Below are 23956 nucleotides of genomic sequence, written 5' to 3'. Positions count from 1 at the left end.
CCCACCTCTGTTCGACCGCCGAAATTGTGCAGTACCGGACAACCGGAGAGAATGTCCCGATGCCTACCGACCTCGAACGCCGACGCGCGATCGACACCGCCGCGAGCATGTACCTCGCGGAGGAACCACTCGACATGTCACTGCTCGCCGACCGTCTCGGGGTAGGCCGCGCGACGCTCTACCGCTGGGTCGGCAACCGCGACGAACTGCTCGGAACAGTGCTGGCCGAAGCGACCGAACGGACATACCGCAAAGCGATGTCACAGGCGTCGGGGCAAGGTCCGGAGTACATCCTCGACGTCTTCGGCCGCGTCATGCGCTCGGTGGAATCATCGACCGAACTGCGCGCGCTGACCAAACGTGAACCCCTGGTGTTCATCAAGCTCGCGATGATGCCCGGTTCGATCGAGTCGATCTCCGCCTCCATCACCGCCGAGATACTGCAGTCCCAGGTCGACGCGGGCCAGTTGACCATCACACTTTCGCCACAGGTGCTGGGCGAAGCCCTCGTTCGTATCTGCGACGTGCACCTCTACGCCCCCCTGCTCGGCCGAGAAAAGGCCGAGATCGAGACGGCCCTCGACCTGATCGCACTGCTCCTCGGCGTCACCCGCAACTGACACGCTTCGACCGTGTGAACACTGCGGCGACACACCGGCCACCCGAGTCCTCAGACGTCTGATGAGTTGTTACTCTTTCGGTACCCACCCGAGAGGCAAGCCGTGTCCGACGACCACACAGGATTCACACTTCGCAGTGGTCCGCTGGTACCGCAACTCGAACAGTTGCTGCGCGGGCGAATCATGCATGGAACGTGGGCGCCGTCCGAGCGCATACCGAGCGAGGCGGCCCTCGCCGTCGAACTCGGCGTCGGACGCTCCTCGATTCGCGAGGCCATCCGTCTCCTCGCTCGCGACGGACTTCTCGAGGTTCGGCACGGCGTCGGAACCTTCGTGGCGGCCGCGTCCGAACTCGAGCACGTCGACGAATTCACGAAGCTTCTGCGACGCTCACGCATCCTGGAGGTATTCGAAGTGCGTCGCGCACTCGAAATCGAGGCCGCCAGGCTGGCTGCGGAGCGGGTGCAACCCGAGGACCTCGACGGCCTGAGGCGACGATTGACCATGCGACACAGCCATTTCGAAGGTGATGTCGAAAAGTTCGTCGACGTCGACCTCGACTTTCACACGGAAGTTGTCCGCCTCTCCGGAAATGCGGTCCTGCTCTCACTGTTCACGTCGGTGCGTCCGCTCCTTCGTGAATCCCTCGTCGAGATGATGGCCCACGAGGCCGGCGTCCCCGACACCTCACATGCCCATGATCAATTGGTCGAGGCACTTCAAGACGCCGACCCCGAAGCCGCGGTAGCGGCAACCCGAGCGAACATCGACACCGTCCTACGACGACTGCGTGTGCTCGACGCCTAAGAGAGGTTAGTTTTCGTGCAACACCCCACCGGCACAGTTCTGTCGACCGAACACGTGGATCTCGTCCGCGACGGCCGATACTTGTTGAAAGACATCAACATTTCGATCGAACCCGGACAACACTGGGTCCTCCTCGGCGCGAACGGCGCGGGCAAGAGCACGCTTCTGAGCCTGCTCGGAGCAACCGCCCACCCGACTCACGGTTCCGTTTACGTCCTCGGCCACAAGTTGGGCCGCGTCGACATGAGGGAACTGCGGATGGACATCGGGCACGTGAACCCTCGTCACACGATCGGAATTCCGATCACCGTCCGCAACGTCGTGATCACCGGTCTCACCAACACCACGGAGGTGATGCCGCGGTGGTCACCGACTCCGGAACAAGAAGCTCATGCCGACGCGCTGATCGATCTCCTCGGCATGCGCCCGCGTTCGGACGCACTGTGGCCCAACCTGTCCCAAGGTGAACGGGGACGAGCCCTGATCGCCCGAGCACTCATGGTCGAACCACGTCTGCTACTGCTCGACGAGCCGGCGACCGGGCTGGATCTGGCTGCACGCGAACAACTCTTGACGGCCCTGGACGACCTCCGCAATCAGAACCCGTCTCTTGCCAGCATCCTCGTGACGCATCACATCGAAGAGATTCCGAGCACCACGACGCACGCTCTCCTGATCAAGGACGGCGTCGTGACCGCCGGCGGGCTCGCCGACAAAGTGATCACCACCCAGAACATCAGCGAGTGCTTCTCGCACCCCATCGAGATCGAGCGTCGCGGTGGTCGGTGGAATGCGCAGTCCCGGCCACGCGAAAGGGTCTGACCGGCAGAAGTTTCAGAGACGTCTGGCGCCGGGACCCTCCCGGCCCAGTTCGTCTCCAGGGTTGAGCAGGTTGCACGTCTTGAGTGACAGACACCCGCAGCCGATGCAGCCCGTCAGTTCGTCCTGCATTCGCGCGATGGCCTGCTTGCGATCCTCGAGGCGCTGATTCCACTCGGTCGAAATCTTGCGCCAGTCCTTCTTCGTCGGAGTTCGCCCCTGCGGCAACGACTCGAAGACCTCGGCAACTTCGGCCAAAGGTATCCCGAACCTGACTGCCAACTGGATCAACGACACCCGCCGGATCGAGTGACGCGGAAACTTCCTCATGTTTCCCGCCGTCCGCTCCGCAGGAACCAAACCGAGTGTTTCGTAGTAACGCACCGCCGACACGGCGACGCCGGTTCGCGCCGAGACCTCACCGATCGAGAGAAGTTCGTCACTCTTGCGGATCATTTTGCCTCCCAATGGCTGCGCAACATTGACCTGAAGCGCACTTGAGATTCTACCTTCGACAACATGCACTCCCCTACCGATGCTCCCGCCGGAACCTGGCGACAGCTCCTGAGCGGTCGATACCTCGGCACCGCTACCGTCCTCGCAGGCGGCGTCGCACTGTATGCGACCAACGTCTACCTGACGACCAGCCTGCTTCCGACTGCCATCGACGACATCGGTGGTCAGCAGTACTACGCCTGGACCGCAACGGTCTTTCTCATCGCTTCCGTCATCTCCTCGATGCTGGTCACCAACGTCCTCGCAGCCAGGGGACCGCGCGGGGCCTACCTGATCGGCCTCGCGATCTTCGCGCTCGGCACCGTCGTATGTGCGGTCAGCCCGACCATGGAAATGCTGTTGGTCGGCCGCACAATCCAGGGGTCGGGAGGTGGCCTGCTGGCCGGTCTCGGTTACGCCGTCATCAATTCCGCGCTCCCCAAACATCTGTGGACGCGCGGGGCTGCGCTGGTTTCGGCGATGTGGGGAGTCGGCACCTTCGCCGGGCCCGCGATCGGCGGTGTCTTTGCTCAATTCGGTGCTTGGCGATGGGCTTTCGGCGTTCTGGTCGTCGCGACGATTGCAGTTGCCGCTCTCGTTCCCGGCGCCCTACCAGCGCATGAACCGGGCAGCACCGCCAGTAGCCCGGTACCGGTCCTCTCACTGGCGCTGCTGACCGCGGCAGCATTGTTGGTCAGCGTCGCCGGAATTCTGTCCAACCTCGCAGTGACCGCCGGGATGGTCCTCGCCGCTGTGCTGCTGCTGATCGCTTTTGTCGCCGCAGATCGCCGCTCGGGCCAGGGCGTACTGCCACCGTCGACGTTCAAAGCGTCGTCTCTCAAATGGGTGTACCTGACCATCGTCGTCCTCGCCGTCGCGTCGACCGTCGAGACATTCATTCCACTCTTCGGCCAACGACTTGCCGGACTGGCACCGCTCGCCGCCGGATTCCTCGGCGCCGCACTCGCTCTGGGCTGGACTCTCGGCGAAATCCCGAGCGCCTCAGCCACGACCCCTCGTATCGTGCGTCGAATCGTTGTCAGCGGCCCTATCCTCGTCGCGATCGGGTTGGGCATCATGGCAGCATTTCTCACCGAGCACGCCGGCGCGGGTGCGATGGTCGCGTGGGTGATCGGACTGCTGGTCGCCGGCGTCGGAATCGGCATCGCCTGGCCTCATCTCGCAGTCGGTGCGATGACCTCGGTCGCCGATCCCGGGGAAGGTGCTCGGGCCTCGGCTGCCATCAACACCGTGCAGTTGATCGCCAACGCCTTCGGCGCAGCTTTGGCCGGAGTGCTGGTGAACATCGGCGAACCGTCGACGCTTCGTTCTGCACAATTGCTCCTCTTCACCTTCGCCGCTGTCGCGATCATCGGCATTGCCGTGGCAGTTCGCGCACTTCCGCGAACGCTCGACAAAGTCGACAGACCCGAAATCGTTCACGACGCTCGCTAAACTGTGGAAAACCCACACGGAGGAGTTGGCCAGTGACAGAACCGGATCCGGACACAGTGGAAACCGACTTCCCGAAAACGGGCGCTCCGGCACAGCGCGCGCTGATCGGAGCGGGTTACACCCACCTCGCACAACTGACGTCCGTGTCCGAAAAAGAACTCGGCGCCTTGCACGGGATGGGGCCCAAGGCACTGAGGATTCTGCGCGAAGCACTCGCCGAACGTGGTCTGAGTTTCACCGACTGAACTCTCACATCAGACCAGGCTCGCGCGAACCTGGTTGCCACCTTCCCGCTTCGCTTCGTACATTGCCGAATCTGCAACGCGGAACAGTTCGGCGAAGGCTTCGTCGACCGACTCGTCCGAATTCCGTGGCGCGGTGCGGACCGCCATTCCGATGCTCGCGCTCGTCGGCGGATCATCGGCCGCCCCGTCCATCGCGGAGCGAATCTGTCCTTCCAGCCTGGAAATCACGCTGACCGGTACCCGCTCCACCACGACGAACTCGTCACCGCCCATACGAGCTGTCAAGGCGGACTGGGTTGTCCACAAACGGATGCGCAGTGCAGTTCGCATGATCGTGCTGTCTCCTACGTCATGGCCGTGAACGTCGTTGATCGTCTTGAAGCGGTCGAGGTCGATCACCACTACGAGCAGTGCGTCCGCTTCGGTGACCGGGGCGCCCATCAAGTCGTTCACCCGACGCGCCAGTCCGCGACGGTTGAGCAGTCCTGTCAACGGGTCGATGTCGGAGGTAGTGGCGTCCGAACCCAGGACCGCCAGAACCATTTGTGACACAACGGGAATCACGATAATCGTAGCCAGCACAACCGAGATCTTCGCCAGTCCCAACCCGACGTCGGCTGTTGAGCCGAACAGCAGGGTCCACCCGGACAGCACCGTGACGATCGAGGCGAAGATCAGGTGACCGACTTGCAGTTTCGGGTTGTGGAAGAACGCAATGTAGCCACCGATCGACGCAAAAACGACACACGCGATGAGCCGCCCCAGCGGTTCCGAGTCGGTTGCCGATGCTGCCGCAATCGCCAGGTCGGACCCCACGACAAAGGTGTACGACCACAACGGCGTCGGCGGAAACAACCACCAGATCAGGGCCGCACCGACACACATCGCAATGACTGTCAGATTTACTGCTCGCCAGAACGTACCTTGCGGACCGACGTCGCTGAAGCGCGCCGACAGCAACACCAACCCCATCCAGAACGCGGTTCCGCCGACCAGTGCCCGGCAGGAAGCCAAGAACCCACGGTCCTCGAGGTAGCGACTGAAACTGTGAAACTGGTCCGGCAACCGCCACCAGCGCATGACAACTTCGACGAGACCGTTCATCACAGTTCAACCGGCGCAGGTCTGCAACTTTCGGGCACACTTCGACGTAGCGGACATGCTGACTTCCCCCCGGAACACACTGGCATATCCGGCAGCATAGTCAGCGCCGACGGACAAACAAACCGTTCTGCCGGATTCGGGAACGGCCGATCAGGTCAGCGCGTCGTAGGCGGCCGATACGTACTGCGCCGATCGCTCCGAACCGAGCAGACCCGGCCCCATCTTGTTCATCACGTACGAAAACGTCATGCGCTTGTCGGTGTCGATGATGATCTGCGAGCCTCCCCAACCACCCCAGAAACAAATTCGCCCCTCCGGAATGAACGGGACGGACTCGGGCGCCGGCAAGCCGAATCCGACGCCGAATCGAACCGGCACACCGAGGACGAGGTCGACCCCGTACGACTGCTCCTCGAAGATCTTGTCGATGGTCTCCTCCGACAGCAGACGGACGTCACCGACCTTGCCACCGCACGCGATCACCGACTGGATGCGTGCGAGCGCCCTCGCATTCGAATGACCGTTGGCCGCGCCGATCTCGGCGGCGCGCCACCCGTCGGTCCACGAACCTGTAGCGTCGGCCGGCGGTGCGGAGAAGGTCTTCACCATGATGCTGTCCATCCCGAGTGCCGCGATGTCGATCGGCAACGGCGGTGGTGCAATGACATTCGAGACTCGCCCGTACTCGGACTTCGGCAAGCCCAGGCGGAAATCAGCATCGAGCGGACCGGCAATTTCCTCGTCGATGAAGCGGCCGAGGGTTCGTCCGTCGATGCGCCTGACGACCTCACCGATCAGGTGACCGTAGTTGAGGGCGTGATATCCGGATGCCGTACCCGGCTCCCACCAGGGGGCCTGGGTCGCCAACCGGGCGGTGGCGTACTCGTCGTCGCAGATGTTCTCCAAGGTGAAGGGTTGATCCCACCCCGACACACCCGAGGTGTGCGAGAGCAGTTGCCGCACCTGAATACGATCCTTGCCTGCTGCGGCGAACTCGGGCCAGTACTGCGCGACCGGGGCATCGAGATCCAGCAAGCCGCGGTCGACGAGCATGAGCGCGGCCAGCGCGGTCACGGTCTTGCTGCAGGACCAGACGTTGGTGACGGTGTCGCGGCCCCAAGGAGCAGTGTGCTCGACGTCGACCCAACCGCCCCACATGTCGACGACGGATTCGCCGTCGATCGTCAGTGCTATCGCTGCCCCGACATCCTCGCCGGTATCGAGATTGCGTGCCAGTGCCTCCTTCAAACCAGAGAATCGCTGGTCACATACGCCTTCGATGTTCGCCACTGACAGCCTCCACAGGAATGATGAAACTTGACGTCAACTTCAACTATCTTGAGTATGTGTCCAATTTGCCTGTGGTGTCAATCACTTCAGGTCCGAGAGTTTGTTCAGACCAACGGAATTCCCTTGGCGATGCGCCGACGCAGATCCCAAAGATAGAAGTTGTAGGGGAACATCCGCAGAATCTTCGGACTGAACCGATTGACCAGCGCGGCGACGCGCATGGATCGGTCGAAATTACGCTGCCGACACACTGACCACGGGAGCCGCATCTCGTCACGAAAGACCTGGGGAAGGAACCCGGTGGTGACAAATCGATTGAACGGGCCGACCACGGGATGCAACAACTTCGGCGTGAATGTCGCCGACGCGATCCCGTACAGATGCTCACGAATCGTCTCGTCGATGGCCACCTTGCCGAGGTTCTCGTTCCAGTAGACCTCGAACGCATCCCGGTCCGCCGGCCACATGTCGCGGCGCATTTGAAGAGTCGTACCGAAGGTCGCGCTGCGCTGATAGAACGCGTCCTGGGTCACCGGATCGAGATCGCCGTACAGAATTTTGTACACGTCCTCGAAGCCTCGGTACAGGCAGGCGGCCACCCACAATTGCAGTTGGGGATCGAATGCGTTGTACTCGACTGCGCTGTTCTCGTCGGAGCGAACGTGCTTGTGCGAGCCGTTGACTGCGCGTCGGTACAGCTTCTTTTCTTCGTCCGTCGCCAGGCTCGCGACCGCGAGATACGTCAGCGTCGTCCGGGTTCGCTTGACCGGGTGTCGGTCCAACCGACCCGTCTCGACCTTGCTCTCGTACACGCCGTACCCCACCGCCGGACGCGCCAACTGCATGATGACGTTCGCGCCGGCGGCCAACAACCCGAGTCCGGACATCGCCTTTTCGACTTCCGCGTCGATGTCGATCGCTTTGGCGTCAACACTTGTCGACGTTTTCCCGCGCCCGTCGATCGAATCCCTACTCACCGTCATGGCAGAACCCCTTCGAAGTCGCATCTGCGAACGCACGTTCTCAGATGAGTGAAACGCTGAAATGCCGAGATGTCAAGCAACGCCGAGATTTCAATCAACACCGAGATGCCAAGATGGTCTTCATGAATGACCAACCGCGTTCGTACGGTGGCGTCGACGGCGCGCTGCGCGTAGCCCAACGACGGGAGACGCTGATCGAGGCCGGCTTGGAACTCATGGGGTCGACCGATCCCGAACTGACGGTCCGAGGAGTGTGCAAGCAGGCCGGTGTCGCGGCGAGGTACTTCTACGAGAGCTTCACCGATCGTGATGCATTGATGTCGGCCGTCTACGACACAGTCATCACGGATATCGCCGTTTCAACCCAGGCTGCGGTGGACGCCGCCGAGACCGAACGCGGCAAGGCGCTCGCCGGGATCGCGAACATCGTCCGCACTATCGCGAACGATCCCCGCCGCGGACGTCTTCTGTTCTCCAGCGCCCTGACGAGCCCTGTCCTGGCCGAGAAACGCCAAGCGTCGACGACGATATTCGTCGGTCTCCTGGCTGCCAACGCCAAGACCTTCTACCGATTGAACGACAGCGGTCATCTGACCCTGACGGCAACGTTCCTGGTCGGCGGTCTGGCGCAAACCCTCAGTGCATGGCTCGACGGGTACATCGACGTGACGGAAGAAGAACTGGCCGCCGAGTGTGCGGCGATCCTGCTCGCTCCCGCCCTACCACCGTCTTGAGTTCCTGCTCCGTCGTGAGCTCCTGATTCAGTCCCAGATACCGATGTTGTCGAGGTGCGCCAGCAGTCGGGCAGCGCCGTCGGAGAACTGCAGACCCATCTGCGCGTCGACCTGCTCACGGTCACCTTTTTCGAACGCTTCGATCAGGCTGTCGTGACTCGATACCGCAAGCTCACCCCATCCGGGATCGGTCGCGTAGAGACGAGCAGGGGTGTACCGAATCGCGCCGAACAGGAACCACGCCAGTTTCGCTCCGCCTGCAGCGCGATTGATCAGGCGATGGAACTCGAATTCGCACTGCTCGATCGCAGCTGCATCCGAGGCGTCGACCGCCGCTCGCAAATCGGCATTGAGCTCCGCGAGTTCCACCAGTTGATCAGCGGTGATGCTGTCCATCGCCCGCAAGGCCAGCTTGACCGCGATCTGCCCCTGCAACCAGAAGATATCTTCGATGTCCTGGCGGCTGAGGGGTGAAACGAGATAGCCGCGATGCGGAACCAACTCGACCATCCCCTCGCCGCGTAATGCGACGAGGGCTTCTCGCACCGGCGTGACGCTGACCCCGAGGTCGGCTGCGGTTTCGTCCAGCCTGACGAACTCGCCCGGACGAACCGAGCCGGACATGATCAGGTTGCGAACGTGGTTGGCCACGTCCTCCGACAACTGTGGCCGTCTCCTCAGCTCAGATGTCGCTCTCCGAGTGCGTGCAGACGTTGCCACAACCGATCCTCACAGTCCGTACGTTTTGCCGATGATGTCTCGCTGAATCTCGTTGGTACCACCATAAATGGAGGACACAAGAGTCTTTCGCACATGATGCTCCATGTCGAACTCAGTCGCGTAACCGTACCCACCCATCATCTGCATCCCCTCGAGCGCGACCTTCTTGGCGGTCTCGGTCAGCTTGAGCTTGGCCATCGACGCTTCCCGCGGGAACATCTTGGTCGGGTTTGCGTCGACCATCCGGGCCACGCTGTAGACCAGCAGACGGCCACATTCGATCTCGGTGGCGAGATCCGCGATCCGGTGCCGAAGCGCCTGGAACGATCCGACCGGACGGCCGAACTGCTTACGCGTGGTGACGAATTCGAGGGTGTCGTCGAAAGCGCGCTGTGCGGTCCCGAGCATCATCGCAGCGAGGATGAGGCGTTCGATGTTGAGTCCGGCCATGAGTTGACGCCAGCCGTTGCCGACTTCCCCGACCACCGCGTCCTCGGGCAGCAACGTGTCGGTGAAGTACAGATCGTTGACCTCCTTGCCACCCATGGTGTCGATTCCACTGATCTTCAATCCGGAGATGTCAGCCGGCACGTGGAACATCGACAGGCCCTCATGCTTGCCTTCACCTCTGGACGTACGAGCCACCAGGAGGATGTTCTCGGCGAAGTGCGCGTTGGAACACCACGTCTTCTGGCCGTTGATCAGCCACCCGCCGTCGACCTTCTCGGCGCGGCAACTCAGATTGCCCACGTCGGAACCTGCTTCGGGTTCGGACATCGAGATCGACTGGGAGGCGCCGCGGACGATCCCGCCGAGCACTGCCTCCTTCTGCTCCGGACTTCCGAACTTCTCGTACGCGGCCCCGGTGATGACGGTCGGGCCGAGTCCACCGATCGGCGCCATCCCTTTGGCGGCTTCCTCCAGGAAGATGCACAGGTCAACCGTGCTTCCGGCCGATCCGCCGTACTCCTCCGGGACGGTCAGCCCGAGCCATCCCAATTCGGCCATCTTCTCGTAGAACGCCTGGTTGTGGTTATGGGCGCCATGATCGGTCAGCAGATCTCGCTGCTCACGGGTCCCACTTTCCTTCTTGCAGAACGCCGCTACCGACTTGGCGAAATCAGACTGCTCCTGCGTGAAATCCATGTACATCGAAAACTCCCGAGTGAGATGAGACTGGAGGCTTGTCGGAGCTCCGTCCGACGCATACTGTGACTACCAGCACAGTAAATCACATCACATATATGTGATGCACCGACATGTGGAGGATCTGAAGAACATGACAGAACAGCTCGGACGCCAGAGCACGTCTACAGATCCGAAATCGGACGACCACACCTTCGCGAGCCTCGACCCTCGCAACGACTCCGTGGTCGCGCAGCACCCCATCGCCGATCAGCAGGCGATCGAGAAGGCAGTCTCCGCAGCTCGCACCGCATCGAAGTGGTGGGATCAACTCGGATTCCAAGGCCGCCGGAAGGTGCTCGGAAATTTCCGCGCCGCAATCGCCACTCACGCCGAATCGATGGCGGCGATCATTTCCGCCGAGACGGGAAAACCCAGCGACGACGCACTACTCGAAGTCATGCTGGCCGTCGAACATCTCGACTGGGCGGCACGCAACGCACAGAAAGTGTTGCGCCGCAGACGCGTCGGCGCAGGACTGATCAGCGCCAACCAGTCTGCCTCAGTCGGCTACCGGCCTATGGGCGTCGTCGGCGTGATCGGTCCCTGGAACTATCCGCTGTACACACCGATGGGGTCGATCGGCTACGCACTGGCCGCCGGTAACGCCGTCGTGTTCAAACCGAGCGAACTCTCACCGGGCGTCGGCGTCGAATTGGCCCGCTTGTGGAACATCGCTGCACCCGGACACCCTGTCCTGCAGACCATTACCGGTGACGGCAAAACCGGCGCACTTCTGTGTTCGTCCGGTGTCGACAAGATCGCATTCACCGGTTCGACCGCTACCGCGAAGCGTGTGATGGCCGCCTGCGCGGACACCCTCACTCCCCTGGTCGCCGAATGTGGCGGCAAGGACGCCATGCTGGTGGACGCCGACGCCAACCTCGATGCAGCCGTCAGCTTCGCCGCGTTCGGGGCAGTGGGCAACGGCGGACAGACCTGCGCCGGCGTCGAGCGAATCTACGTCGTAGCACCCGTGTACGACGCTTTCCTGTCCAAACTCACAGCCGCACTACGGGACGCCCACGCCGGCGCCACCGACAGCTCGACCTACGGGCCGATGACGTTGGGAAAGCAGACTGCGATAGTCCGGGGTCAGATCGAAGACGCTCTCGGACGCGGTGCGAAAGCTGTACTCGGCGGACTTGATTCGTTCAACGGTCCGTTCATCGATCCGATCATCCTGACGGATGTTCCGGAGGATTCCACTGCGATCACCGAGGAAACGTTCGGCCCGAGCGTGGTGGTGAACAAGGTGGCCGACATGAACGAGGGGATCGAGCGCGCCAACGCGTCGAAGTACGGCTTGGGCGCCTCGGTGTTCACCAAGAGTTCGTCGAAGGGCAGAGCGATTGCCGAGAAGCTCGAATGCGGTGTCGTCACGGTCAATTCGGTTCTCGGATTCGCCGGAATCGCCGCCCTGCCGTTCGGCGGGGTCGGCGATTCCGGATTCGGCCGTATCCACGGAGCTGACGGTCTGCGTGAGTTCAGCAGCGTAAAATCACTTGCCGTTCAGAAGTTCAGCGCTCCGCTGGACCTGCTGACCATCGAGAGAAAAGCTCGAGACATGAAGATCTCTCGTTGGATGCTGGCGAAGCGCCACTCAAAGTCCTGAGAGGTCGGGCGATCAGCCGGCAGTGACGAGCACCTGTTCGGCACTGTCGGCTGCTTCGAGTTCACGAACCAGCGGAAGCACCTTGGCCCCGAAGTACTCGATCTCCTCCTGGAAGTGGAGGAACCCACCGAGAATCAGATCGACACCGCGACGGCGATATTCGACGATCCGATGAGCGATCTGCTCCGGCGTGCCGATCAGTTGCGAGCGAAAGCCGTCGTTGTACTGAACCAGGTCCTCGAACTTGGAATCCGCCCACATGCCGTCCTTGGACGCGGTCGACGCGCCTGCCTGCTGAACTGCATTCTTGAATCCCTCGACCGCAGGGCGGTTGGCTTTGGCGATGATTTCCCGCAGTGTGTCTTTTGCTTCGGCCTCGGTGTCGCGGGCGATGATGAACCCGTTGAGCCCGAACTTCACCTCCCGATCGTTCTCGCGAGCAACCCGGCGAACGTCGACCAACTGTTCGGTGACTCCGTCGTAGTCCTTGCCGTTGCTGAAGTACCAATCCGAATAGCGGCCGGCGTTCTCTCGGGCTGCCGCCGAGTTACCACCTTGGAACAGTTCGGGATTGGGACGCTCCGGAGTGTTGAGAGGCTTCGGCTTCAACGTGAAGTCGTGAATGCGGTAGAAGTCTCCGCGGAAATCGACGTCGTCCTCGGTCCAGATCTTGCGAAGAACCTCAAGGAATTCGGCGCTACGCCGATAGCGCTCGTCGTGCTCGAGCCATGGCTCACCGAGGTGAGTGAACTCGTCCTTGAACCAACCGCTGACGACGTTGACGGCAAATCGACCGTTCGACAGATGATCAGCGGTAGCACCCAGTTTCGCCAATACTGCCGGCTGCCAGAGTCCGGGGTGTACCGCGGCGATCACCTTGAGCTTCTCCGTTGCCAGGAGTAGCGCGAGGCTGAAGCTCGTGGATTCGTGCTGGAACTCGGCCCCGTAACTCGCCTCGTAGCGAACCTGACTCAGGGCGTACTCGAAGCCGTTGTTCTCGGCGGTTTGCGCCAGCTTCTTGTTGTACTCGTAGTCCCAGCTGGTCCGCTGCTCGATGTCGGAGGTGACCAGACCACCACTGACATTGGGCACCCAGTAGGCGAACTTGATCTCGTCGGCGATACGTTCAGTAGACATAATGTCCAGCAAACATGCAGTTCCCGGCTATTTCCAGGGTAGCGATCACACAGGTTGTAAGTGTTGGGTGGGTGCTACGACCGTGAAACGGTGGCAGCATGACTGCTGTGGACATTCAGGAGATCGCGCACCGCATCACCAGCGAAGACGAGGCGCTCTCGGTGGCGTCACAGCTGTCCGCCGAGTTCGCGGCAGGTGCCGGCGTCCGCGATGCGCAGCGCCTTCTTCCCCACGACGAGGTCCGCGCCCTGGCGAAGTCCGGCCTGCTCGGACTCTCGGTGCCGAGGGAGTTCGGTGGAATCGACGCGAGCACCGAGACGTTGACCGAGGTCTTCCGTCTACTCGCCGAAGGTGATCCCAGCATCGCGCAGATTCCCCACAGCCACTTCACCTTCCTGGAAGCGCTTCGGTATCAGGGGTCGAACGAGCAGAAGCAGTTCTTCTACGCCGAGGCATTGTCGGGTAAGCAGTTCGCCAACGCCCAGAGCGAGCGCGGCAACAAGACCATCGACATCGACGGCACCACTCTCACTCCCGACGGCGAAGACTTTCTGCTCGAAGGTCGCAAGTTCTATTGCACGGGAGCGCTCTTCGCAGACTGGATCGTAGTGCGTGCGGCCAATGCGGACCAGTTCACCGAGACCGGCGCGCAAGTGAAATCCGTGGTCTACCTACCTCGGAATACACCCGGACTGTCGATCGTCGACGACTGGGACGGCATGGGGCAGAAGACAACTGCAAGCGGAACCGTGACCCTGGAATCCGTGTCGGTGCCGCGGTTCAACGTCGTACCCTTCACATCGCTGTTCGCGCATCCGACCACCTACGGGGCACAGGCACAGATACTGCACGCCGCGATCGACACCGGCATCGCGTCAGCCGCACTGCGCGAATCCGTGGAACTCGCCGCGAAAGCACGTCCCTTCTTCGAGGCGAAAGTCGATACGGCGGTGGAGGATCCACTGCTCGTTCAACTCGCAGGCGAAGCGGCTATCGAGGTTCGCGCTGCCCGATCCCTCTTGGCGGAGGCAGCGCGATCGATCGACGTGGCGCGTCGTGATCCCACCGAGGACTCCACAGCCCGAGCGTCCATCGACGCCGCAACTGCCAAGGTGGTCGGCGCCAGGGCGTCATTGGCGGCTACGAGCACGTTGTTCGAAATCGGCGGTACCCGAAGCGCAGGCGAGTCTGCGAACCTCTCGCGGTTCTGGCGTGACGCACGCACCCACACCCTCCACGATCCGACCCGATGGAAGGTCCAACACATCGGGCGCTGGACGCTGTCCGGGACAATCCCACCGAGGCACGGCCTGCTGTAATCGCCGACTAGCCGGAATTCACGTACCCGCTGATCAAGACGTCGAGACCTTCCAAGTAACTCTCAGTCGTCGTCCCTGCAGGCCAGTCCTCGAGCACCTCACTGAGTACCGGCAGTTTCTCGGGCCCGATTTCCCGGATCTTGACCGCGAGAGGTGACACACTGCCTTCCGGCCGCGTCGTGGTGTCGTAGATGTTGAGCAGCGCACCGAGCGTGTAGTTCCACAGTGCTCGATAGACCAACAGTGCGCGACGCGGGGACATACCGAGTTCGACACACGCGGCCATCGCCCGGTCCACCAAGACCACAGCGCCGCTCCCGCCGCGCCCTCCGCGCTGAAGCAACTCGATGATCCAGCGCTCCGACGCCAGCTTTTCGAAGATCGCGGAAAAGATCATGCGAAGGCGCTCGACCTGATCCTGTGGCAGGACCAGTGAACCGAGGTCTTGTGAGTACACATCGAGAACCGCACTGATCAGCTGTTCCTTGTCGCCCACGTGCCGGTACAGCGCCATCGGTGTGGTGCCGAGCGACTTCGCCAACGCTCGCATGCTCAATGCGTCGGCGCCACCGGACTGAAGTTGCCGTTTCGCCTCGTCGACTATCTGCTCCGCCGTGATCGTCGGGGGACGTCCGAGCCGCGGTGATCTCGGTTCCATCTTTTCGGCCATCCGTCGATTGTGCGCGCCCCTGCTACGACGCTCTCGCCCGGGGAACCCCTTGCATCTCAGCCCTCAGCAAGGTAAACCTAACTACTTATGAGAACGCGTATACAAATTGGTTACCTGCAATGACAACAACAACCCGGGCGGTAGCGGCGCCTGCTCTGATCCTCACAGCCGCCGCGGCAGCACAGTTCCTGGTGGCCTTCGACATGTCGGTCATCAACGTCGCACTGCCCGACATCCAGAAATCACTGAACTTCTCCGACGCCGGATTGTCCTGGGTCGTCAACGCGTACGCCCTCGCCTTCGGCGGACTGCTGCTTCTCGGCGGCCGTCTGTGCGACGTAATGGGCACTCGTCGGGTTCTGGTTTCCGGGCTTCTGCTGTTCGCCTTCGTCAGCATCGTCGGCACCTTCTCCGTGTCCGCCGAGATGCTTGTCGGAGCTCGGGCGCTTCAAGGCGTCGGCGCTGCGATGATCGCGCCGGCCGGGCTCGCCGCCCTCAGCCAAGCCTTTCCCACCGGACGCGCCAGGGCGAAGGCATTCGGCATCGGGGCAATGTCATCAGCGCTCGGCGGCGCACTCGGTGTCGTACTGAGTGGCATCTTGACCGAAGGGCTCAGTTGGCGATGGGTGATGTTCGCCGGCGCACCGGTGGCCCTGCTCGCCGCAGTTGCCGGCGCCCGTGGACTGCCGGCCGGCCAAGCCGCCAGAGGCGGCTCCCTCGATCTCCCTGGGGCCATCTTGGCGACGACGGGCATCACCGCCCTGGTCGGCACCGTCATCGCCACCGAATCACATTCCTGGACTTCAGGTTACGTGCTGGGTGGATTCGCGCTCACGATCGCCCTGCTGACCGCCTTCGTTGTGGTCGAAAGCCGCTGTGCCACCCCACTGGTACGACTGTCCACCCTGCTTCGACCCCGAATCGGGCTGGCCAACGCCATCATGTGCCTGGTGTGCGCGGCACAGTTCAGCGCGTTCTTCTTCGTCTCACTCTTCCTGCAACGTGGGCTGGGCTATTCGCCGACCATCACCGGTCTGGCTTTCTTGCCCTTCTGCTTCGGCTTGGTCATCGGCATCCTTGCGTCCACCAAACTCCTTCCGCGCTACGGAGTTCGGCCGCTGCTCGTAGTCGGAACAGCAGTCGCAGCGATCGGAACTTTCATCTTCTCGACCATGAACGTCGACAGCCCCTTTTGGGCCGTCATCCTGGTGCCTTCGCTTCTGGCGAGCATCGGCATCGGTCTGTCGTTCATGCCGCTCAGCAACGTCGCCACGGCCGACGCTCCTCCCGAGGAAGTCGGCATGGCATCCGGGCTGCTCAGCACGTCGCGTCAGATCGGCGGTTCACTCGGACTGGCCGTTCTCGTGAGCGTCGCCGCTTCCTCGACGGCGCGCTCGGACAGCGCACCGACCGAAGCACTGGTTTCCGGATACTCCCAAGCCCTCTTCGTCTGCTCCGGCCTGCTACTGGCCGGAACCCTCCTGTCCTTCTTCTTCCCACGAATGGATCGTTGACCTCAGATGTTCACCACCCGAACCGCATTCGGCATCGTCTCGGCGCTTCTCCTCACCGTTGCCGGTGCAAGCGCGTGCAGCAGCTCCGCCGAGTCCGACACCGCTTCTGCAACTCGCTCCGTCACACACGAACTCGGCACCGTCGAAGTTCCGGCATCACCGCAGCGCATTCTCGCGCTCGACGAGTATGCGGGCCTGAGTGCACTCGCGCTCGGTGTGAAGCCCACCGTCGTCTACAGCACCCTGCGATCGGACGTCGCCAAAACAATTCTGCGCGAGCAGGGCGTCGAAGTTCTCGACAAACCGACCTTCTTTGCCAACCCCGCCGTCGAGGAGATCGCGTCGGTCGAACCCGACGAGATCTTGATGAGTAATGCCGGCCCACTACCGAGTCTGTTCGCTCAGATCAACGCCGTGGCGCCGACCTTGGTCCTCCCCTACTCGGCACCGTGGCGTGATGTGCTGGAACAAGCTGGGGCACAGCTTGATCGAGACAGCGAAGCAACCGCGATGATCGAAAAGCTGGAATCCGGTCTCGAAGACGTCAAGATCGCGGCGGCCGGCCAGAGCCTTGCAATACTTCTCGGCTACAGCGGAAACCTGTTCACCGTGCCACCGACCACTCCCATCTCCACATTGGTCACCGAGGCGGGTTTCACCAGGCCGGTGTCGGAAGTCAACGCGACCAACAATCAAGACACCGGCACGATTTCACCCGTCTCCCCGGAGCTCCTGCCCGAGCATGCTGCGCAAACCGTCGCCGTGCTGTCCGGCCAGCAGTACGACGCATCCATCGTGCGAAACACTCCGCTGTTCGACAACCTGGCGCCCGATCCGGCGCACGCACTGGACGTCAGCGGCGATCTCTGGTTCGGCAGCCATCCGTTTGCGATCTACTGGATCATCCAAGACCTGGACGGCATCGCACATGGCAAGGGGCAGAGCAGCATCGGAACCCTCGACAGTGCCGACGCGCGATGGGCGGCATTCAGCGCGCTCTGACGTCCTGACGGAAAGTCAGCGGAGAAACACCCACCCGGGTGGCGAAGAACTTCGTGAAGTTCGCAGAATCGTCGAACCCCAACTTCGACGCCACCTGGGTGACCGTGTCCGTACCGAACGACAGTAGACGTTTCGCTTCGAGCACCACGCGCTGATCGATGTACTGCTTTGCCGTCATTCCGGCCGCGGCTCGGGTAGCCCGCAATACAGTCTTCTCGGAGTACCCGATCTTGTTGGCGTACTCCGAAACCGAACGGACCGTGGCGAAGTCACGTTCGACAACGGAATGGAACCTTTCGAATACGTCATTGTGCGCCAGCACCGAGCTCTGTTCCTGCCCACCGAGATGGGTCAGCTTCAACAGAATTGCGGTCAGCGTGTGCCGCAGAATGGCCGCGCGAACGACCGGCGCAGAAGTATCCGGGCAGCCGTAGTTGAGATTCAGGTGTTTCATACCCGTGCTGATGGTCTCGAGGTTCTCGCCGGACAACTGCCACGCGGCCTGCCGACTGTGAGCGTTACCGTCCAACAGTTGCTGGCTGACGGCATCGAGCGACGAGGGTGTGAACAAAACAACCGTCGCCTCGAAATCCTGGATTCGACCCCACTGTTGCACTTGCCCCGGTCTGACCCAGAACACAGTCCCCGGGCTGACCGCGTAGTTCACGAAGTCGATGGTGTGCAGCGCCGAGCCCTCGGTCACCAGCGCGAGTAGGTGAAACTGCGGACGTTGAGGGCCGACGAACTCGGCGCTCCCCCCGTTGATGCGAATGGTGTCCAGGCTGAGAACCTCGATCTCGGTCGCATCAGCAACCGAAGATGCGTACCCGACGTCCCGGACGGGTACTTGTCTGTTTTTCACTAGTTCGGGACTCATCTTCACCGTGACCGAATACCCGAATGCGACATACCGTCACAGTATCAATCAGTTCGCGCTCGGATAGGAATCCACAGTGAAATCAGCAGGCCCGACAACAGCAGGCAAGACACAACTCACCTACGTCTTCGACGCCTATTGCGGATGGTGTTTCGGCTTCGGCCCTGCATTGACGGAGTTCGTCCGTCGAAATGCCGATTCCATCGACTTGTCCGTAGTCAGCGGCGGACTGTTCACCGGCGAGCGCGTCGCACCTATGTCTTCGGCTCCGTACCTCAAATCAGCCAACGCCACCATCGCAGCTCAGACCGGAGCCGTCTTCGGTGACGGATATTCACAACTGGTGGCTGACGGACGGTTCGTCATGGATTCGACGGATGCCGCGATCGGACTCGCCGCGCTGCGCGCGCAAGACCCGACACTCGCGCTCGACATCGCGGAGGCCATGCAGATCGCGTTCTACCGAGACGGTCGCAGCCTCTCCGATCCCGAGACGTACCGAACTGTTGCAACATCGCTCGGACTCGACCCCTCTGCCGCAGTGTCTTCCCTGTTCACCGCCGCTTCGAAGGATGCCGCCCGCGCCGATTTCGTGCGAGCACGCAGGCTCGGCGCCACTTCGTTTCCGACGCTCCTGTTCCACGGAAGCGACGGGTCCGTCGTGAAATTCGGTTCGCCGACCAGTACCGCGGCCGATCTCACCCGCGATCTGAACACGTGCGTGCGGGCGTATGCGGTGGCTTGACCACCCCCGTCCTCGCCACCCCTTCCCGAGCGAAAGGTACGTTCAGCGCCTTCAGTGCACCGAACGTACCTTTCGCACAGCAGCGGTTCACCGAATTCACACACCTCCCCGTTCTGGTTTGATGAACATCGGAACAAATTGCACCAAGGGGAGGAAAACCTGTGGTTTCAGATCCGATCACCGGCCTGGAGATGGAACTTACCGACATGTGGCAGAAGGGTCGGGCACGCTCGCGCGACGACGCACGCGCGATTCATCCCAAACTCGACCCCGCTCTGTACCACGTTCTCGTGATCCTGAGCCGGTCCGACGCTGTTCGGATGGCAGACCTGATCTCGATACTCAACATCGAGAAGTCGACACTGACCCGGCAGATCGATGCAGCGGCCAGGCTTGGTCTGGTCGAACGCATTCCCGATCCCGACGATGCCCGCGCAAAGTTGGTCGCGCTGACGCCCGAAGCCCGAACGAAGCTCACGACTTACCGCACCCAGCAGCTCGAACGCTGGCGTGCTCGTTTGGCGCAGTGGGACACCGATGACATCACCACTTTGACAGCCCTCTTACGTCGGCTCGCTCAGGCCAAGGACTGACACGAGAACAGTTGTGGGTTAGAGCCAACTCGAACAGTCGGACGAACTTACCGGGTCACGACACTTCGGCTGCAGCACGCAGAATCAACTGGGTGACCTCGTGTGGGTGAGACGCCAACGATGCATGGCCTGCGTCGAGTTCCTCGATCTCGCGGGCACCGATACGCTCTGCCATCCATCGCTCGGTCTCCGGCGGAATCATTCGATCCTGCCCTGAGACCTGGTACCAACTGGGCTTCCCGCGCCATGCCGGCGGCCCCGATGGGTCCGAGAAGCACTGACCCGCAATGGGTTTCTGCGTCAATGCCATGACCAATGCTTCGGTGTCGTCGAGATCCTGGCTGAAGCTCTCCTGAAACTTGTCCGGGGCGATCCACAAGAAGCCCTCGGCATCCGGCGCGATGTTCGCCGCTCCCGCCGGCTGATCCGTGCGGGCGAAGATACTCCCCAGGCTGTCACCCTCGTCCGGCGCGAAGGCAGCGATATACACCAGTCCCACAACATTTTCCGCATGGCCCGCGCCGGTGATCACCGCGCCGCCGTACGAGTGTCCGACCAGCAGGGTCGGGCCGTCCATCGATTCGGCCAGCTTCCTGGTGCGGTCCACGTCGTCGGCGAGCGAAGTAAGTGGATTCTGAACCGCAACCACTCGATGCCCGGCGTTGTGCAGGGTGGGTATGACGTGACGCCAATGAGAACCGTCTCCCCAGGCTCCATGCACCAGAACGATGTTTACCTTCTCTGCCATGACCAACTCCTCCAGATACGCAGTGCGACGAATACTCCGACGATCGGCAAGCCTTCGAAATCAGGGCCTTGCCTGTTACCCACGTTAAGGGGATCCTGGATCAATAACCATGACCAGATTGCCAAGTTTTTGTGCAGAAACGCCGAATGCCCGAGATCATCGGAGTGATCGATCCATGACGAGCCCATCATCACAGCGGTACGTACCCACCACCGACGAGACTCGAACCCGGGATACCCTCTCGCACGTTCTCGAAGTCGTTCACCTACGCGGCGACCAGATTCATCGCTGCGTCCATGACGAGAACTTCACCGTGGAGGTCCCCGCTGGAGTGCGTGCACTTCACATTGCCGAGCACGGTGACATCGTGATCAGAACGCAGGGCAAGGCCCCGATCGAACTCAGCCCCGGGGAACTCGTACTGTTGCCTCACGGACTTGCCCACACGATCGAGAATGCGATTCCGATGGTTCCGATCACCGAGACTCGTTGGCTGTTCGGGACTTTCACACTCGACGACGTCGCAGCGCAGCGACTGCTCTCAGTTCTGCCGGACTTCGTCGAGTTGCGTGCGACGCCGGGGACCCCGGTCGAGTGGCTCGAGGTGAGCAGCCGACTGTTGGGTGCTGAGGTGGACGATCCGAAACCTGGTTCCTCCGTGATGGTTTCCCGGATTCTCGACCTTCTCTTCGTCCAGATTCTCAGAGCGTGGGCACGAGCCGACGGATCGAACGGCGGATGGCTGACCGCAGCCATGGATCCACGAATCGGACAGGCTCTCGAGGCCGTACACAACGACCCGTCACGCAACTGGACCATCGACGAACTGGCCAAGCTCTCCACGCTGTCGAGATCGTCTTTTGCAGAGCGCTTCTCGCGACTGGTCGGCCAGACACCCGGCGCTTACATTACCGAGCGCCGACTCGACCGCGCCGCCGAACTACTCGTGCAAACCACCGAGTCGGTCGGAACCATTGCAATAACTGTCGGCTACGAATCCGATGCCGCGTTCAGCCGCGCCTTCCGTCGACGATTCGACGCCTCACCGTTGAACTGGCGGAAATCCAACTCCCACAATCGCTGACGTCAGGTCGCCGCGATCACACCGGCGACCGGGATCCGGCCCAGAACTGCAACCCGGAAGTCCACCATCGCGCGCTCCACGTGATTGGCGCTCGAGACCACAACCACGCCGGTCGCGCCTCGATCGGCGAGAATCCGCGCAGAGTTGAGCGCGTTCTCCACCGTGGACCACGACGTGCCTTCTTCGGTGATCCGGCCCGGGTCAACGCCGTTGGCGACGAGCCATTCGCGCATGGCTCTGGCTTCAGTGACACCCGACTTCGGTGCCCCACCGCTCGTAATGATCGGAGACTGCGGGTACTGACGAGCTAGCTGCAGTGCCGCCTGAAGTCGGTCGACCAGCATCGGACGCATCGTGCCGTCATCGAAGAGTCCTGCACCGAGAACGACGATGTTGGTGCCCACCGGATTGAGGTCCAGCAACACCGGCGACTGACGCGTCAGCGTCTCAGCACTCGTGCACGCAAGGATGAGGGATCGCACCGGCGTCTGGCACCCACCCACCGTCGACAGGATGCCGTTGACGACCGTCGTCGGAGTGATGTCGGCGCTCGCTGTCGCCGGCGACAATCCCACACCGGCTGCGGCGATTACCGAAGCAGCAATCAATCCCTTCGTCAGAGACCTACGAACATTTGCCATGTAGCCGAACCCCCAAAAATTGTCGGTTGTCCAGCACACGGTAACGAACGTTTTGTCGCGATTGCATCATTTGACCTAAATTTACTGTTCACTGACCGTCACACAGACTAAACATGAAGGTTTCACAACGATTTGGTTTCGAAACCGTCATCTACCAGCGTCTCGATTCGACGCGCCCGCCGCATTTCCGATCTGAGCTGCAGCATCCCCGAGCAGGTGGGCGACACTGGACGGCAACAATTCGTTGTTGCAGATCACAATGTTGCATCCAGATGTTCCGGCTCGCCCCGTCCCGACAATGGTGTCGAAGATCAGTTCGGGATTCGCGAAGCCGACAAGCTGTGACGGATCGTCGATCAGGGGACCGCCTGAACCGTGTGGAGAAGGCCCGACGTACGGAGGCGGCGGAACGTCGACGATCGAAGCGACGACAAGCCCCAAGAACTCCTGAAGATCAGGATTCGATTCACCGGTCAATCCCGCCGACGGGTCTGCAGGGTCGAAGTAGCTCGTCAATCCGTCCCTTACGATGACCAGGTCACGGCTGGGAACCACGACGATCAACTGCCCGAGCATTCCGACGAAACCGTAGAGGTCCCGAGGCGCGTTCTGCCACACCGGATGCGAAACATACTTGCTCACCGGCGCATTCACGGAATAGAAGTTTTCGCCCGCGTTCACCCAGGTCAAGAAGCCGTACCCACCATTGGACGGAGAGGGCGCGGACAACTCGTCGATGTAGGCGGAGTCGATCAACGTCTGATCACGCCACGCGCCTCGTTGCACCATCAGCTGACCCAGCCTGGCCATGTCTCCCGGCCGGATCGCCAATCCACCGGCTCCGATGGTGTCACCCGAACGATCACGCACCCATACCCAGTGGTCACGCGGAATCCCCAAGGGGCCGAACAACTCTTGTTGCACGAAATCCTGAAAGTCCCGTCCCGCCGCATTCTGGACGATCCGGGTCAGCACCGTGACAGTGGTCTGTCCGTACGCGAACTTGGTTCCCGGTTCGGCCACGAACGGAAGGTGCAGCGTCTGTTGCACCGCGTCTGTGTAGTAGCCCGCAATGTCAGCACCCCACGAGAAGTCGAGCCCGGACGACTGAGTCAGCAACTGCCGAACTGTGATGTCAGCGTGTTCCTGGTCAAGTCCCCCGATGTACTGACCGACTCGATCGTCGAGTCCCAACAATCCGAGTGTGTTCGCCCTGCCGACGGCGAGCGCAACTACGCCTTTCGACGAAGAAGCCAACGGGAACGGAATCGCATCGGCGACGCCGTCGACGTTGGACGCCGCGAGACATCCATGCCGCAACACACGTATGGACGTCGACGCTTTGGCTGTGCCGAAGTCGACTGCTTGCTGCAGCGCCGCAGCGTCGAAACCCAGTTCCGCTGCGGGAAGCTGTGTGAATTCCCCAGCCGTACCGGGGTTCTCACAAGAGGCGGGGGAAGCTCCCACAGGTGCCGCGACTGAACCGGCAATCAAAGCACCGAACAGGGGAATCAAAAGAGCGCGGCGAAAACCGCGAGAATCAGACACGTTCAC

The 23956-nt window shown here is 61.7% G+C and carries 25 protein-coding genes; 13 read left to right on the top strand and 12 right to left on the bottom strand.

The features are described from left to right. Positions 1-59 precede the first annotated feature (59 nt). From ACFQ6H_RS03775 to ACFQ6H_RS03765, 3 genes are all read left to right on the top strand, one after another. Positions 60-620, top strand: coding sequence for a QsdR family transcriptional regulator (locus ACFQ6H_RS03775; RefSeq protein ID WP_378644004.1), 561 nt, complete (start codon positions 60-62; stop codon positions 618-620). A gap of 102 nt (positions 621-722) precedes the next feature. Continuing rightward, the gene (locus ACFQ6H_RS03770) at positions 723-1427 is read left to right on the top strand and encodes a FadR/GntR family transcriptional regulator (RefSeq protein ID WP_003943086.1); all 705 of its coding nucleotides are present in this window, start codon (positions 723-725) and stop codon (positions 1425-1427) included. A 15-nt stretch (positions 1428-1442) separates the two neighbouring features. Further along, on the top strand, positions 1443-2249 hold the full coding sequence (locus ACFQ6H_RS03765; RefSeq protein WP_378644001.1) for an ABC transporter ATP-binding protein: 807 nt from the start codon (positions 1443-1445) through the stop codon (positions 2247-2249). Between the two features lie 12 nt (positions 2250-2261). Here ACFQ6H_RS03765 and soxR read toward each other — a convergent pair whose 3' ends face one another. Beyond that, on the bottom strand, positions 2262-2702 hold the full coding sequence (soxR, locus tag ACFQ6H_RS03760) for a redox-sensitive transcriptional activator SoxR (RefSeq protein WP_378541971.1): 441 nt from the start codon (positions 2700-2702) through the stop codon (positions 2262-2264). 63 nt (positions 2703-2765) lie between these two features. Here soxR and ACFQ6H_RS03755 point away from each other — a divergent pair, with 63 nt between their 5' ends. Next, entirely contained in the window at positions 2766-4196 is a 1431-nt protein-coding gene (locus tag ACFQ6H_RS03755) for an MFS transporter (RefSeq protein ID WP_378643998.1), read from the top strand. A gap of 32 nt (positions 4197-4228) precedes the next feature. Next, the gene (locus ACFQ6H_RS03750; protein ID WP_378541969.1) at positions 4229-4441 is read left to right on the top strand and encodes a DNA-binding protein; all 213 of its coding nucleotides are present in this window, start codon (positions 4229-4231) and stop codon (positions 4439-4441) included. Between the two features lie 9 nt (positions 4442-4450). On the opposite strand, the gene ACFQ6H_RS03745 is transcribed toward ACFQ6H_RS03750, so the two are convergent. The 3 genes from ACFQ6H_RS03745 to ACFQ6H_RS03735 form a co-directional block, all read right to left on the bottom strand. Then, complete coding sequence (locus ACFQ6H_RS03745) at positions 4451-5545, bottom strand: diguanylate cyclase (protein WP_378643995.1); 1095 nt, start codon at positions 5543-5545, stop codon at positions 4451-4453. Positions 5546-5695: 150 nt separating this feature from the next. Beyond that, complete coding sequence (locus ACFQ6H_RS03740; protein WP_378643992.1) at positions 5696-6835, bottom strand: serine hydrolase domain-containing protein; 1140 nt, start codon at positions 6833-6835, stop codon at positions 5696-5698. 104 nt (positions 6836-6939) lie between these two features. Then, positions 6940-7818 (bottom strand): oxygenase MpaB family protein, encoded by an 879-nt coding sequence (locus ACFQ6H_RS03735; protein ID WP_378643990.1) that lies wholly within the window; start codon positions 7816-7818, stop codon positions 6940-6942. A 44-nt stretch (positions 7819-7862) separates the two neighbouring features. Here ACFQ6H_RS03735 and ACFQ6H_RS03730 point away from each other — a divergent pair, with 44 nt between their 5' ends. Further along, entirely contained in the window at positions 7863-8552 is a 690-nt protein-coding gene (locus ACFQ6H_RS03730) for a TetR/AcrR family transcriptional regulator (protein ID WP_378643987.1), read from the top strand. A 27-nt stretch (positions 8553-8579) separates the two neighbouring features. Here the strand turns inward: ACFQ6H_RS03730 and ACFQ6H_RS03725 are convergent, their stop codons facing one another. Further along, the gene (locus ACFQ6H_RS03725; protein WP_283305416.1) at positions 8580-9272 is read right to left on the bottom strand and encodes a GntR family transcriptional regulator; all 693 of its coding nucleotides are present in this window, start codon (positions 9270-9272) and stop codon (positions 8580-8582) included. Positions 9273-9281: 9 nt separating this feature from the next. Further along, on the bottom strand, positions 9282-10424 hold the full coding sequence (locus ACFQ6H_RS03720) for an acyl-CoA dehydrogenase family protein (RefSeq protein WP_378541965.1): 1143 nt from the start codon (positions 10422-10424) through the stop codon (positions 9282-9284). 127 nt (positions 10425-10551) lie between these two features. Here ACFQ6H_RS03720 and ACFQ6H_RS03715 point away from each other — a divergent pair, with 127 nt between their 5' ends. Continuing rightward, a complete protein-coding gene (locus tag ACFQ6H_RS03715; protein WP_378643983.1) occupies positions 10552-12072 on the top strand; it encodes an aldehyde dehydrogenase family protein in 1521 nt (506 codons plus the stop codon). A gap of 12 nt (positions 12073-12084) precedes the next feature. Here the strand turns inward: ACFQ6H_RS03715 and sfnG are convergent, their stop codons facing one another. Beyond that, the gene (sfnG, locus tag ACFQ6H_RS03710; RefSeq protein ID WP_378541962.1) at positions 12085-13209 is read right to left on the bottom strand and encodes a dimethylsulfone monooxygenase SfnG; all 1125 of its coding nucleotides are present in this window, start codon (positions 13207-13209) and stop codon (positions 12085-12087) included. Between the two features lie 98 nt (positions 13210-13307). Here sfnG and ACFQ6H_RS03705 point away from each other — a divergent pair, with 98 nt between their 5' ends. Further along, positions 13308-14528 (top strand): SfnB family sulfur acquisition oxidoreductase, encoded by a 1221-nt coding sequence (locus tag ACFQ6H_RS03705; RefSeq protein ID WP_378541960.1) that lies wholly within the window; start codon positions 13308-13310, stop codon positions 14526-14528. A 7-nt stretch (positions 14529-14535) separates the two neighbouring features. On the opposite strand, the gene ACFQ6H_RS03700 is transcribed toward ACFQ6H_RS03705, so the two are convergent. After that, positions 14536-15198 (bottom strand): TetR/AcrR family transcriptional regulator, encoded by a 663-nt coding sequence (locus ACFQ6H_RS03700; RefSeq protein WP_378541958.1) that lies wholly within the window; start codon positions 15196-15198, stop codon positions 14536-14538. 119 nt (positions 15199-15317) lie between these two features. On the opposite strand from ACFQ6H_RS03700, the gene ACFQ6H_RS03695 reads away from it, so the two are divergent. Together ACFQ6H_RS03695 and ACFQ6H_RS03690 are read left to right on the top strand one after the other, a co-directional pair. Then, the gene (locus tag ACFQ6H_RS03695; RefSeq protein WP_378541956.1) at positions 15318-16712 is read left to right on the top strand and encodes an MFS transporter; all 1395 of its coding nucleotides are present in this window, start codon (positions 15318-15320) and stop codon (positions 16710-16712) included. A gap of 6 nt (positions 16713-16718) precedes the next feature. Further along, a complete protein-coding gene (locus ACFQ6H_RS03690; RefSeq protein ID WP_378541954.1) occupies positions 16719-17714 on the top strand; it encodes an ABC transporter substrate-binding protein in 996 nt (331 codons plus the stop codon). On the opposite strand, the gene ACFQ6H_RS03685 is transcribed toward ACFQ6H_RS03690, so the two are convergent. Further along, entirely contained in the window at positions 17701-18576 is an 876-nt protein-coding gene (locus ACFQ6H_RS03685) for a helix-turn-helix domain-containing protein (protein WP_378541952.1), read from the bottom strand. The genes ACFQ6H_RS03690 and ACFQ6H_RS03685 overlap by 14 nt on opposite strands. Positions 18577-18667: 91 nt before the next feature. Here ACFQ6H_RS03685 and ACFQ6H_RS03680 point away from each other — a divergent pair, with 91 nt between their 5' ends. Together ACFQ6H_RS03680 and ACFQ6H_RS03675 are read left to right on the top strand one after the other, a co-directional pair. After that, positions 18668-19336, top strand: coding sequence for a DsbA family protein (locus tag ACFQ6H_RS03680; RefSeq protein ID WP_378643980.1), 669 nt, complete (start codon positions 18668-18670; stop codon positions 19334-19336). Positions 19337-19497: 161 nt separating this feature from the next. Continuing rightward, the gene (locus ACFQ6H_RS03675) at positions 19498-19929 is read left to right on the top strand and encodes a MarR family winged helix-turn-helix transcriptional regulator (protein ID WP_378541948.1); all 432 of its coding nucleotides are present in this window, start codon (positions 19498-19500) and stop codon (positions 19927-19929) included. Positions 19930-19984: 55 nt separating this feature from the next. Here the strand turns inward: ACFQ6H_RS03675 and ACFQ6H_RS03670 are convergent, their stop codons facing one another. Further along, the gene (locus ACFQ6H_RS03670; protein WP_378530827.1) at positions 19985-20677 is read right to left on the bottom strand and encodes an alpha/beta hydrolase; all 693 of its coding nucleotides are present in this window, start codon (positions 20675-20677) and stop codon (positions 19985-19987) included. 175 nt (positions 20678-20852) lie between these two features. On the opposite strand from ACFQ6H_RS03670, the gene ACFQ6H_RS03665 reads away from it, so the two are divergent. Then, the gene (locus ACFQ6H_RS03665) at positions 20853-21761 is read left to right on the top strand and encodes an AraC family transcriptional regulator (RefSeq protein WP_378643978.1); all 909 of its coding nucleotides are present in this window, start codon (positions 20853-20855) and stop codon (positions 21759-21761) included. A 2-nt stretch (positions 21762-21763) separates the two neighbouring features. Here ACFQ6H_RS03665 and ACFQ6H_RS03660 read toward each other — a convergent pair whose 3' ends face one another. Both ACFQ6H_RS03660 and ACFQ6H_RS03655 read right to left on the bottom strand, forming a co-directional pair. After that, entirely contained in the window at positions 21764-22402 is a 639-nt protein-coding gene (locus tag ACFQ6H_RS03660) for a YdcF family protein (RefSeq protein WP_378541944.1), read from the bottom strand. A gap of 147 nt (positions 22403-22549) precedes the next feature. Then, the gene (locus ACFQ6H_RS03655; protein WP_378643975.1) at positions 22550-23950 is read right to left on the bottom strand and encodes a serine hydrolase domain-containing protein; all 1401 of its coding nucleotides are present in this window, start codon (positions 23948-23950) and stop codon (positions 22550-22552) included. Between the last annotated feature and the right edge of the window lie 6 nt (positions 23951-23956).

The sequence above is a fragment of the Rhodococcus sp. NPDC056506 genome, from assembly GCF_042794945.1.
Lineage (GTDB): Bacteria > Actinomycetota > Actinomycetes > Mycobacteriales > Mycobacteriaceae > Rhodococcus_F.
This window is presented reverse-complemented; position numbering and strand designations above follow the sequence as displayed.